The following is a 13,017-nucleotide window of genomic DNA, read 5'->3' as shown; positions in this document are numbered from 1 at the left end:
TAAAATGACAAATGACATGTTTTCATTAAAAGGCAAAGTTGCACTCGTAACAGGTGCAGTATACGGAATCGGGTTTGCGATTGCAGAAGCGTTAGCTAGTGCTGGTGCCACTATCGTATTTAATGATAGAAATGAAAGTGGAGTAGAAAAAGGGCTAGCAAACTATGCGGAAAAAGGCATTAAAGCTTACGGATATGTTTGTGACGTTACGGATGAACCTGGTGTTCAAGAAATGGTGAAAAAAATCGAAGAAGAAGTAGGCGTTATTGATATCTTAGTCAACAATGCTGGAATCATCAAACGAATTCCAATGCATGAAATGGCGGCTGAAGATTTCCGCCAAGTCATCGATGTGGACTTAAATGCGCCATTTATCGTATCAAAAGCCGTTATTCCTTCAATGATTAAAAAAGGTGGCGGTAAAATCATTAACATCTGTTCAATGATGAGTGAATTAGGACGCGAAACTGTTTCTGCCTATGCAGCAGCTAAAGGCGGATTGAAGATGTTAACACGTAACATTGCATCAGAATATGGATGCTACAATATTCAATGTAATGGAATTGGACCTGGTTATATTGCGACACCGCAAACAGCTCCTCTTCGTGAAATTCAACCGGATGGAGAAAGACATCCATTTGATAAATTTATTATCGCAAAAACACCAGCAGAAAGATGGGGAGAAGCAGAAGATTTGAAAGGTCCGGCCATCTTCCTTGCAAGTAGTGCAAGTGACTTTGTAAATGGTCATATCCTCTATGTGGATGGCGGTATTTTAGCGTACATCGGTAAACAACCTTAATCCTAAACGCCCCTTCCCGTAGAAGGGGTGTTTATTCTGTTTACTTGAGGAAATTATTTTGTTATGATGACTTTAAAATAAAAGGACGGAAGTGTTTATGTGTGTTACCAAAGTATGAAATTATAAAACAAAACATTTTAAAAGAGATTGACGAAGGCAAATTTAAACCTGGCTCTAAAATTTATTCCGAAGGTGATTTGAAAAAAATCTATCAGGTTAGTAATACAACAGTCGTTAAAGCATTAAATGATTTAGTGGCAGAAGGGTACTTGATTCGAAGACAAGGAGAAGGGACCTTCGTTCGTAAAAACATGTTGCATCGAAAAGTTAGTTTCAGTGAAAGACTAACGAAGAAATTCAATCCGCAAAAGAATTCGGAACGAGTAGAGACTTCGATACAAATCTGTAAAGATAAACGAGTTTTAAGTCAATTTGAAGGGAAAGGTCCTTTATATGAAATCGTTCAAAGAGCGATGATTGACGATACTTTATGGAAAATTCAAAAGCGTTTTGTTCAAACGACTTTATTAAGTGAAGAGGCAGTTCGTCATATTACTGATGGTGGAAGTGTCTCTAAAGAGTTGGGTATTGAAAATAACTTAGTAAATATGCCTATGAGCATGACGATTGAATTTAAGACAGTGGATATTCTTGAAACAAACGAGCTCCAAACCAATTCGGTAGTGATTGTAAAGAAAACAATCTTTAACAATACAACCAAAGAAGTGATTGAATACTCGGAAAGCTTTATCCATCCTGATTTTTATGAAGTTAATTTGATTGCTGAATAAAATAAGAATCCTCCTAATGTGGGGGATTCTTATTTTTTTTAATTTTTTAAATAAACCGTTTACAAATTCTAAAAGGAGTGGTAGAATTCATTTATAGGGTTAACACGTTAAGTTAAAAACGGAAGTATGGTCATGATGAAAAAAGTTTGGTCGAGCTGTTTAGTTTTAGCTTTTGCTTTGGTTTCGTCTCTGGGAGTCTCTCAGGGAAATCTTGTATATGCTGAGGATCATAAGGAAACTCAGGCAGAACAAACAGTCAATCTTGTAAAAAATGGAACGTTTGATTCGACCCTCGATACAGGGGAAAAATGGACTGGAAAATCAGCAGTTGATTGGAATACTCCTTGGATTGCTAAAGGAGAAAAAGGAAAGTATAAAATTCAAATTACAGATGAAGCGAATCTTTTAATGGAAGCTGAATCTGAAATGAGAGCGGTAGTAGGACAAGATATTCCAGTTGAACCGAATCAAAAGTATACTTTTTCAGTGAGAATCAAAACAGAAAAATTAGACTCAAAAATTGGTGCTAGAGTTCGCATTATGTCTTATGACAGCAATAACAAACAGCTTTCACCACTTTGGTATAGCAAGAGTTTAGTCGGAGATAACGATTGGACGACGATTACGGAGGAGTTTGTCGCAGGAAGTGAAGCGACAAAAATCCGAGTGGAGTTATTCTTTGAAACAGGAAAAGGAAAAGTTCAATTTGATGATGTGAGCTTGACCAAAAAAAAGGAGAAGAAAGAGACTCAACCGCAAAAGACAAAAGAAATTGATTTTGATGATTCAGTTACTTTAACGACTGACAAACGATGGGTGCTCGATTCCAAATATACGTACAAGATTAAAGACACTTCTGTTGCTACCATTGAAAACGGAGCAATTGTTCCTAAAAAGGCTGGAAGTACTGAATTAGTTGTAAGCGCTCCAGGAAGTAAGGATAAAGTAGTTCCACTGAAAGTGCTTGAACCAAATGCAACCTATGAAAACTTGTTAAAAAAATGGGATGCCATGATTTCTGGGAATGACTTTTACTCGACAGAGAGTAGTTATATGAAAGAAATCTTTAACATTAATGAAAAAGAAGTAGAAGGGTATCTATCTAGTTTCTTAGCAAATGATGAAAAGAAAATTTGGGATGCAGTTGGGGATTACTCTAAATCAGCCAATTTAACGAAGACGTATAGACGTGTGGAACAAATTGCAAAATCAGTTACGAATAAAAACTCAAAATACTATAACGACGACAAAGTTATTCAAGTAGTCAAACATAGCATGAAATTCATGTATGACCATTACTACAATGAAAATACTGAATCTAAAGGAAATTGGTGGGATTATGAAATTGGAGTTCCTCGTGCCATCAACAATATCCTAACGATTATGAATCGTTATTTCAGTAAAGAAGAAATTGCGAAATACTTAAAACCAGTGAGCAAAATGGTTCCAGACCCATCTAAAATCATGGTCAGCCAAAACCGTGGTAAAACAGCTGTTGGTGGGAACCTTTCAGATTTGGGAAAAGTTAAAATCATTGAAGCGCTACTCCTTGAAGATGACGCGAAATTAGAACGCTCAATTCAAGCCGTAAGTAATGTATTAGCATTAGTTTCTGAGGGGGAAGGGTTCTACTATGATGGTTCTTATGTAGATCATACAAATATTGCTTATACAGGGGCATACGGAAATGTATTAATTGATGGATTTTCTCAATTACTCCCTGTTATTCAAGCAAGTCCTTATAAGATTAGTAATGACAAATTAAATGTTCTTTATCACTGGATTCATCAAGGATTCTTACCTTTGATTTATAAGGGTGGGTTGATGGATATGACAAGAGGTCGCTCACTTAGCAGAAAAGTACAAAATGATCACTATGCTGCAGTGGAAGTTTTAAGAGGTATTTTAAGAATTGCCGAAGCAAGTGATCAACAAGAAAAAGCGAAACTTCAAGGACTAGTGAAAGATATCGTTTCTTCCGATGATTTCTACGATACCTTTAAATCATTGAAGTCTTTCTACGATGTTCATCTCTTTGAAAGTCTAATGTCTAATCAGATGGTAGAGGCGACTCCAAGAGATACGTATCTCAAACTCTATCAAGCGATGGACAAAGTGGCTTACTACAATAAAGAACGTGAATTTGCTTTCGGAATTAGCATGTATTCGAACAAGATTCAAAACTACGAATTCATGAATAAAGAAAATGCTAAAGGTTGGTATACAAGTGATGGTGCCTCTTATCTCTACAATGATGATTTAAGTCATTATAGTGATGATTATTGGGCAACCGTTGATCCTTATAAACTAGCAGGGATTACTGAAACGAACGAAGCTAGAGCAAAAGGGTCTGGGATGACAACAATGGATCATTCATTTGTTGGAAGTACAGCGCTAGGTAATAAATACGGAACGGTTGCGATGGACTTCCAAAACTGGAATAAAACACTAACTGCCAAAAAATCATGGTTTATTCTAGGCGATCGAATCGTATTCCTCGGTTCGGATATTAAGAACAGTACGGATAATGAAGCTTATACAGTAGTCGATAACCGTAAAGTTCAAAGAGAATCAAGAAATCGCAGTGCTTCGAAGAATGATTATAGTGTGGTTGCAGACGGAAAAGAAGTTCCTGTTTCAGACGCTGATACCAAAATGCAAGTGAAAGATTTACTCTTAAAATCTAAAAATACGCAAATGAATATTGGATATAAATTCCTAGAACCGACAACTGTTAATGTGAAAAAAGAAAACCGTAAAGGAACTTGGAAGGATATTAATGAAGGACAAAGTGATGAAGAAGTAGAAAATAGCTTCATTTCAATTGTTCAACCACATGATGCTACGAATAATAAATATGCGTATGTCCTCTATCCAAATCGTTCAGCTAAAGAATTTGAAGAGGAAAAGAACAACGATGACATTCAAGTTGTAGAAAATTCTGAAAAAACGCAAGCAGTCTTTGATAAGACGAATCAAATTTACGGAGTTGTAAAATATGATGACTCTGAGTTGACGTTAGAAGATGGTCTCGTATTAAAAGAAAAAGGGATTTATACCATTAAGAAAGAGGGCAATAAACTAGATATTGCATTCTTAAATCCAGAAGATCCTTCAGCAGGCCTACCAGCACTCAACACAGACAAATACGAATTACAAAATTCAACAGAACCTACTGTTGAAAACAAGATTAGATATTACTCGTATTTAGTGAAAAAACAAACAGAAGAAGAAACAACTCAGGAACAAACACAAGAGCAAACACAACAAAGTTCAAGTGAATCAACTACTGAAATTAGAAACACAGAAGATTCAAAAGACTCCAATACAACAAAAGAAGAGACTTTACCTGCCACAGGGGCTAAGAATTTTGAAGTGTATACGTTACTTGGAATTTTATTATTAACAATTTCACTTATTTTTTCAAAAAAACGTTTACAAAAATAAAAAAATAGGGTACAATGAACTTAACGAGTTAACGTGTTAAGTTGCCTTATAGAGAGGTGCAAGAATGATTGATAAAAATATCGAACTTTTGAAAGTGTATCAACCGAATGAGGCGGAGGTCTTAACTCCTGCTTTAGTAGATGAAGCGATCAAAGTTTGTTTAGAAAAAATTGATAGTAACTTAGAGCAGTTGGGGGAACAATACCCAACGCCAGCAACATTCGATAATGACTATAAACCGATGGAAAATATCGAATGGACCAATGGTTTTTGGACTGGAATGTTGTGGCTCGCTTATGAATTTACTGGGGAAGAGAAATATAAAGTAGCTGCCGAAAAGAATGTGGATTCCTTCATTGAACGAATTGAACGATTAATCGAAGTTAATCACCACGACTTAGGCTTCCTTTATACTCCTTCTTGTGTCAGCGCTTATAAGCTAACAGGAAATGAGAAAGCAAAAGAAGCAGCCATTAAAGCTGCGGACCAACTCGCTTCAAGATATCAAGAAAAAGGAAACTTCATTCAAGCTTGGGGAGAATTAGGAGCACGTGATAACTACCGCTTAATCGTGGATTGCTTATTAAATATTCCTCTTCTATTCTGGGCAAGTAATGAAACTGGAGATAGCAAATATGAAGAAATGGCCAAAGCTCACTTCAAGACAACGTTGAAAAACGCTATTCGTCAAGATGCTTCTGCTTTCCACACTTTCTACTTTGATCCAGAAACAGGAGAACCTGCATATGGAAAAACAAGACAAGGGTATTCGGATGATTCTGCATGGGCAAGAGGGCAAGCGTGGTTAATTTATGGAATTGCACTTTGCAATGCGTATGCTCCGGCAGAAACTAATGTCGAATATTTCCAAGCCGTAACAAATTACTTCTTAAACCGTGTACCGGAAGACTTTGTATGTTATTGGGACTTAATCTTTGATGATACTTCGGGCCAACCAAGAGATACTTCCGCAGCTGCCATTGCAGTTTGTGGAATCCAACAAATGGCTAAAGAGCTTCCAAATAATGAAGCGATTAAAGAGTATGAAAAATGGGCAGACAGAATTCTATATAACCTAATCACCAAATATACGGATAAAAAAGGATCTACTATCGTTGCCTTATTAAATGAAGGAGTATATTCATGGCATTCAGGGAAGGGGGTTAACGAGGGAAATATTTGGGGTGATTACTTCTATCTAGAAGCGCTTATGCGTAAAAAGAAAGACTGGGAAATGTACTGGTAAAAAAGAAAAGAAAGGAATGAAAACATGGAAAACAAACCAAACATTAAAATGGTCAGAATTGACGAAAGACTTATCCATGGTCAAGGACAATTATGGATTAAGAGTTTAGGAGTTAACTTAGCCATTTGTGCAAATGATGCAGTGTCAACAGATGAATTACAACAAACATTAATGACAACTGTATTGCCAAAAGAAGTGAATGTACGTTTTTGGACGATTCAAAGAACTGCTGAAATTATTTGGAAAGCTGCCCCACACCAAACAATTTTTGTAGTGGTATCCAGTCCAGCGGATGCACTTCGCTTATGTGAACTAGGATTTCCGATGGAATATGTGAATGTAGGTAACATTCATGCAGCTCCTGGAAAGGATAAAGTATCACAATTCATTTATCTAGGAGAAGAAGACAAACAAGCACTTCGAACAATGAAAGAAAAATTCAATGTTCAATTCAATACAAAAACTTCTCCGGTTACAAATGACGGAGCACAAACTTTAGAAAAATTATTAGAAATGATTAGCTGAAAAGAGGGAGAACAATGGAAATTTCATTAATGCAAGGTATTTTGATTGGTCTAGTGACAGCATTCTGTTATTCAGGGATGTTACTAGGAATTTATACAAACAGAGCAATTGTTATGGCGTTTTTTGTAGGGTTAATTTTAGGAGATATTCCTACAGCATTAACATTCGGAGCTTTAGCTGAATTAGCTTATATGGGATTCGGGGTAGGTGCTGGTGGTACAGTTCCACCTAACCCAGTAGGACCTGGTATCGTAGGTACGATTATGGTAATTACATTAAAAGATCAAGGGATTACACCTGAAAATGCATTAGCACTTTCATTCCCATTTGCGGTATTATTCCAATTCGTTACAACATTCTTATACACATTCTTCGCTGGTAATCCAAAAATGGCTGAAAAAGCGATTGAAAATGGTCACTTTGGTAAATTTAAACTAATTGCACACTCAACTTATATCGGTTTAGCTGTTGCTGGTTTCATTATTGGTATCTTATCTGCACTAAGCCGTCCAGCATTAGAAGCATTTGTTAATGCTTTACCTAAATGGTTGATTAGTGGTTTCGGTGTAGCTGGTGGGTTAATTCCTGCAATCGGGTTTGCAATGATTTTATCTGTAATGTTGAAGAAAGAATTAACTCCATACGTAATCCTAGGTTATATCTGCGTGGCTTACTTAGAATTACCAACAATGGCTGTAGCATTAGTTGGTTCAGTATTTGCATTAATTGCTTACTACCAAAATTCTAATAAACAAGAAGTAGTTGTGGAAACAGTTCAAACTAGCGAAGTGGAGGATTTTAGCAATGGAATCTAAACAAAATAAATTAACGAAACGTGATTATTTTAGAACATCATTAAGATCATACATCTTACAAAATGGATTCAATTATAATACTTATCAAGGGGTCAGCTACTTAAACGTTATCTTACCTGGCTTAAAGAAGATTTATAAAGATGATCCAGAAAAATTAAAAGAAACTGCTAAAGCAAACTTGGAGTTCTATAACACAAGTCCACATTTAGTACCGTTTATTTCGAACTTACAATTAGCGATGTACGAAGATGGTCAAAGTATTGATTCTGTACGTAGTATTAAAATGGCTCTTATGGGTCCTTTAGCAGGGATTGGAGATTCTATCGCACAATTCGGTTTAGCGCCATTGTTCTCTACAATCTTTGCAGGTTTAGCTCTAGATGGTCTAGGATTTGCTCCAATGGGATATTGGTTGGCAATGTTATTAAGTATGTTTGCTATCAAAGTATTCATGGGATATCTTGGATATCGTTTAGGGACAAATGCTATTAAAACTTTAAGCGCTCAAATTAGCAAAATCTCTGAAGCAGCCAATATTGTTGGGGTAACTGTTATCTCTGCATTAGCAGCCTCATTTGTAAAAGCTAAAATTGCCATTCAATATGCGACAACTGTAAGTTCTGGTGAAGAACAAATCGTTTCTATCCAAAAAATCTTAGATAAAATGATGCCAAGATTATTACCAGTATTAATTACAGTATTAGTGTTCTATCTATTGAAGAAGAAAAAATGGAACACTTATCAATTATTAATCCTATTATTCGCAATTGGTATCTTAGCTTCTGTTCTAGGAATTTTAGCATAAGGTGATGAGATGTTTACGAATCTAGAGACATATCAATCTAGATTTTGGTTAAAAGAAGAATTTCTAAAAAAGATAGGGAAAAGTTCAAGTGGGTTTCTGCTTGAACTTTTTTCTAGAGTAGATGCTTTAGTTGACCAGGATTTAGTCTACTATGATCATCAAATGGATATGGAAACGTGTTTTGAAAAATATTCATTTCATGAGTTTAAATGGCACCAAACGCCAAATGGAGATATGGAATGGATCTTCATGTTAAATCGGCAAGGATATCTGGTTGATTTAGCTGTGGCATTTTATATAACAAAAGAAGAAAAATACTTGAAAAAGTGGAAGGAAATCGTTTTTGATTTTATTTTGGAAAATGAAAAAGAGATTTCTCACCCAGAAGCTTCATGGAGAGTTTTGGATGCAGGCATCCGCTTAATGAATTGGGTGAAAAGTTTAACCTATCTTCCTCTATCAAAGTTTAGTGAGGTAGAAAGAAAGCAAATTCAAGAAGCGATGTCTTTGCATGTTAATTATATTCGTACTCATTTACAAGAGAAGCATCTTCTAAGTAACTGGGGAGTGCTTGCAGTCAGTGGTGTTCTTTCTTTCGTATATTTCTTTGATGAACAACCTGAGCTGTATTTGTGGGCTAAAGAAACACTTTTAAAGCAAGCGTCTCTTCAGTTTACAAAAACGGGACTTCATTGGGAACAAAGTCCACTGTATCATCATCAAGTTGTAATGTGTTTTGCTTATTTATTTCAGATTGCTTGTTACATGGGAGATGAGGATCAACACATTTGGAAGGAAGTTTTGATCGAACCCATTCGTGCGAGCTATTATTTATCGAATTCCTCTCACATGCTTTTAGCGTTAAATGACAGTGATACGGTTGATTTTTCTTGGGTCCATTCCTACTATCATTTGCTGGGGTTTGAGAGTGAATGTCCAGAGTATACAATGGGAGTTTTATATTCAGGGAGAGCGTTTGATAAAAAACATAAAGTGAATTTCGAAGACTGGTTTTATGATGAAGTAGGCGGATTAGCGGTTGTAAAAAGTTCAGATATTTACTTCAGTCTGTTTTGTGGCCTTCATGGAAGCTCACATGGTCATGCATCCCTCGGAGCAATCAGTTTAGAAATGGATGGAGTTCATTTTATGACACATCCCGGACGATATACTTACACGGAATGTGAAAATCGAGTTCGATTTAAATCAGAACGGATGCAAAATACGGTTTTAGTAGAAAAAGGGCATTATCCTTCTATTGAAAATTCATGGGGATATCATTGGGTAGCAAAACCTTTATCGATTCAGATGAAAAAGGAGGAAGCTCTCTATTATTTTGAAGCACAATGGAGTATTCCTATGAAAGATAATGAAACTTCTAGTAGAGCTTATGTTAGTCGAAAAATGATTTTGGATACGCAAGCAAAACTTCTTTTGGTGATTGATGAAGAAGAAAGTGGACATGCTTTAGCCCAAAACTTTATCATCCCAACGAAACATTCGAATGATGTGTATTCCAGGTTCTGGACGAATGGAGAGATGGTTACAGAGGCTATCCAATATTCTAAACGATACAATTCGTTGGATGAAGGCATTCAATTAAAAATCAGAAATAAAAAAGATCCCATTTTTACATGTATTGCATTGGAACCTTATTCAGTGGAGAAGGAGAGCATCCCTCGCCTAGATTGTCCAGGAGAAGAAAGAGGGACAAAAATAAAATGTAAAACCAAGAGTGGAGAGTTAACGATCTATTATTCTCCAGAAGATATTCATAATGGACTGAAATATCTAAAAGATTCAAATGGAAATATCGTTTATGGGAGAATGGTTGCTGAGAAAAATAATCAGAAAATAAGATTCAGATAAAAAACTAACCTTTGTTTCATAGCAAAGACGGATTTATAAAGGAGAGAAAGGACATGTCAAGTGTATTAGATCAATTAAAAGAAAACTATATTTTTGCAGTTATTCGTGGAAAATCATCAGATGATGCGATTGAAATTTCAAAACATTCTGTATTAGGTGGAATTAAAAATATTGAAGTGACTTATACAACACCTGAGGCTTCTAAAGCAATTACTGAATTGAAAGCTCTTTATGCAAAAAAATCAGAAGTTGTCATTGGTGCTGGAACGATTATGACAGTAGAGTTGGCTAAAGAAGCAATTGCTGCTGGTGCGGAATTTTTAGTAAGTCCTCACTATGATGCACATATTCAAAAGGTTGCTCATGAAGCTCATATCGATTACTTCCCAGGTTGTGCAACTACGACAGAAATCGTACAAGCGATGAATGGTGGAGCAAAAATCATTAAACTATTCCCTGGTGGAGTTTTAGGCCCTTCATTTATTAAAGATATTCATGGCCCAATTCCAAATGTAAATTTAATGCCTTCAGGTGGAGTTTCTCTAGCCAATATTAAAGAGTGGAAAGAAAAAGGCGCAGTAGCAGTAGGTGTAGGAAGTGCTCTTGGTGCGAAAGTTGCAACAGAAGGGTATGAAAGTGTAACACGAATTGCCAAAGAATTTGTGAATGCTTTGGCTGATTAAATGGAGGTAATTCATCCTTCTTAAAGAATTCTATTTAAGAAAAGAGGAGACAAGATGAGAGTCATCACTTTAGGTGAAATTTTGTTAAGATTATCGACCGCAGATGATGTACGGTTAAAAAGTACAAAAGAGTTCAGAGCCTGCTATGGTGGAGCTGAAGCAAATGTAGGGATTTCGTTAGCTCACTTTGGTCATAATGTCTCGGTAGCAACAGTTCTACCTCAAGATAACCCTTTAAACGACGCTGTCAGTTCCAGATTACGAATGAATGGAATCAATACAGATTTGGTTGCGACAGAATATGGAAGATTAGGAACATACTTTTTAGAGCAGGGGAATGCAGGACGTGCTTCTCGCGTTACATATGATCGTTTATACTCTAGTATCTCTGTTGTGAACGAACTCTGCTGGAATCTAGATAAAATTTTCAAAGGTGTGGATTTGTTGCATATTTCTGGAATTTTGCCAGCACTTTCGAAGAAATGGCAATCATGGACCGTTGAAGTCGTTTGTAAGGCAAAAGAATATGGATGTCGTGTAAGTTTTGATATGAACTACCGTAGTAAGCTTTGGAGTTATGAGGAAGCCTATCCTTGTTTCCAACAAATTTTACCGTATGTAGATATTCTTTCTGCAGGTAGATTAGATGCGATTCATTTCTTGAAAGTTGCATCAGAAGACGAAAATGTTTCCCTAGAAGAAATTTACAAACGAATTCAAGCAAAATATCCAAATATTAAAGTGTTGTATTCAACAAAACGAAATGTCATTTCAACAAATCATAACGAATTACAAGGATTTTTCGTAGGTGAAGATGGAGCATTCGTAGAGTCTAAACTATATGACATTAATCCAATCATCGACCGAGTAGGTGGAGGAGATGCCTTTGCTGCAGGAATTCTAAACGGCGTTCTAAAAGGGTGGGATAGCCAACAAATTGTTGACTTTGGAACTGCAAGTTCAGTCTTAAAACATACTGTTTTTGGAGACTGGAATCCATTCAATGAAGATGAAGTCTTTGAATTTATGAACCAAAAATCGGGACAAATTGTCCGTTAAATTGATATAACAACAATTAGACGTCAGTGTTTATCTCTGACGTCTTTTCATTTGGGCTTATCAAGCGCGAGGAAAACTGTTAAAATAGTGGAGAATAAGCAGTAGAAAGGGAATCGCCATGGTTAAAAATTCTGTATGGATCCAACAAGAAATTGAGGGAGTGAAGCTATATGTTTATCGTTCCAATGTCAAAGATGCTACGACCATTTATTTTTTAGATGGAGATCAATTCGAAGAACCTTTTAATCATTGGATTCGCAAACATCAACCTGCACTCAATTTTGTACTCATAAATGCAAATAATCGAACAGATGATTATACACCGTGGCCTCTCCAGGCGTCAGAAAGCATGCCGATGGATTTCGGTGGGAAAGCTGCAGAACATCTTTCGTTTTTCGCAACACATGTTATTCCATTTTGTGAGAGTAAATATGCTTTTGCCTCAAGCGAAGAAAAGAGAGTTATCGGTGGTTATTCGCTAGGTGGATTATTCAGCCTGTACGCAGCGGTGAACACTAATTTATTTGGGACCGCCCTCAGCTGTTCTTCATCGCTGTGGTTTCCTGATTTTCTGGACTATTTAAAAGAACATCCTTTTAAAGCCGCTCATCCAAAATTATACATGAGTGTGGGAGACCAAGAAGGAACGACTGCGACGAATTTAACAGCAGACCAAACTCTAAATACGATAGCATTAAAAGATTTTTATGAGCCGAAATTTCAAGCAGGTGATTTCCAGTTTACGTTGGAAGTGGGAAATCATGGAAATGATATTCCAGGACGTGCCTGGCGTGCTATTGAATGGGTAGAAGAGAATTGTAGATAATGAACAAAAAATCCACTGGTTTAACCAGTGGATTTTTTTCTAGCGGTGTCAAAGGGTCTCGAACCCCCGACCTAGCGTTTAGGAAACGCTTGCTCTATCCAACTGAGCTATGACACCCTGATACATTTATTGAACCACAGAACCTGCAA

General features: G+C 36.4%; 11 protein-coding genes and 1 tRNA gene. 11 read left to right on the top strand and 1 reads right to left on the bottom strand.

Going from position 1 to position 13,017, the window contains the following annotated elements; genetic code table 11:
• Positions 1–4 precede the first annotated feature (4 nt).
• The 11 genes from HMPREF3106_RS05880 (at position 5) to HMPREF3106_RS05830 (ending at position 12,868) form a co-directional block, all read left to right on the top strand.
• Complete coding sequence (locus HMPREF3106_RS05880) at positions 5–802, top strand: gluconate 5-dehydrogenase (RefSeq protein WP_070444996.1); 798 nt, start codon at positions 5–7, stop codon at positions 800–802.
• A gap of 101 nt (positions 803–903) precedes the next feature.
• Positions 904–1,593 carry a GntR family transcriptional regulator gene (locus tag HMPREF3106_RS05875; protein ID WP_070444993.1) on the top strand — a complete coding sequence of 230 codons (690 nt, stop codon included), beginning with the start codon at positions 904–906 and terminating at the stop codon, positions 1,591–1,593.
• Between the two features lie 132 nt (positions 1,594–1,725).
• A complete protein-coding gene (locus HMPREF3106_RS05870; RefSeq protein WP_070444990.1) occupies positions 1,726–5,040 on the top strand; it encodes a polysaccharide lyase family 8 super-sandwich domain-containing protein in 3,315 nt (1,104 codons plus the stop codon).
• Between the two features lie 64 nt (positions 5,041–5,104).
• On the top strand, positions 5,105–6,286 hold the full coding sequence (locus tag HMPREF3106_RS05865) for a glycoside hydrolase family 88 protein (RefSeq protein WP_049554427.1): 1,182 nt from the start codon (positions 5,105–5,107) through the stop codon (positions 6,284–6,286).
• 24 nt (positions 6,287–6,310) lie between these two features.
• The gene (locus HMPREF3106_RS05860; protein ID WP_049554428.1) at positions 6,311–6,811 is read left to right on the top strand and encodes a PTS sugar transporter subunit IIB; all 501 of its coding nucleotides are present in this window, start codon (positions 6,311–6,313) and stop codon (positions 6,809–6,811) included.
• A gap of 14 nt (positions 6,812–6,825) precedes the next feature.
• Positions 6,826–7,626 (top strand): PTS mannose/fructose/sorbose/N-acetylgalactosamine transporter subunit IIC, encoded by an 801-nt coding sequence (locus HMPREF3106_RS05855; RefSeq protein WP_005605771.1) that lies wholly within the window; start codon positions 6,826–6,828, stop codon positions 7,624–7,626.
• Positions 7,616–8,431: a PTS system mannose/fructose/sorbose family transporter subunit IID gene (locus tag HMPREF3106_RS05850; protein ID WP_005605769.1), complete on the top strand. Its 816-nt coding sequence runs from the start codon at positions 7,616–7,618 to the stop codon at positions 8,429–8,431. Before HMPREF3106_RS05855 ends, HMPREF3106_RS05850 begins: the two co-directional genes overlap by 11 nt.
• Before the next feature lie 9 nt (positions 8,432–8,440).
• On the top strand, positions 8,441–10,300 hold the full coding sequence (locus tag HMPREF3106_RS05845) for a heparinase II/III family protein (protein ID WP_070437060.1): 1,860 nt from the start codon (positions 8,441–8,443) through the stop codon (positions 10,298–10,300).
• Between the two features lie 53 nt (positions 10,301–10,353).
• Entirely contained in the window at positions 10,354–10,983 is a 630-nt protein-coding gene (locus tag HMPREF3106_RS05840; RefSeq protein WP_070437061.1) for a bifunctional 4-hydroxy-2-oxoglutarate aldolase/2-dehydro-3-deoxy-phosphogluconate aldolase, read from the top strand.
• 54 nt (positions 10,984–11,037) lie between these two features.
• Positions 11,038–12,042: a sugar kinase gene (locus HMPREF3106_RS05835; RefSeq protein ID WP_070444987.1), complete on the top strand. Its 1,005-nt coding sequence runs from the start codon at positions 11,038–11,040 to the stop codon at positions 12,040–12,042.
• A gap of 118 nt (positions 12,043–12,160) precedes the next feature.
• Positions 12,161–12,868 (top strand): alpha/beta hydrolase, encoded by a 708-nt coding sequence (locus HMPREF3106_RS05830; RefSeq protein ID WP_049554442.1) that lies wholly within the window; start codon positions 12,161–12,163, stop codon positions 12,866–12,868.
• A 43-nt stretch (positions 12,869–12,911) separates the two neighbouring features.
• Here the strand turns inward: HMPREF3106_RS05830 and HMPREF3106_RS05825 are convergent.
• Positions 12,912–12,985, bottom strand: a tRNA-Arg gene (locus HMPREF3106_RS05825).
• Positions 12,986–13,017: the final 32 nt, after the last annotated feature.

Origin of the sequence: Granulicatella sp. HMSC31F03, assembly GCF_001807725.1 — a bacterium.
Classification (GTDB): domain Bacteria; phylum Bacillota; class Bacilli; order Lactobacillales; family Aerococcaceae; genus Granulicatella; species Granulicatella adiacens.
The sequence above is the reverse complement of the archived record's forward strand: the minus strand, read 5'-3'. Positions and strand labels throughout refer to the sequence as shown.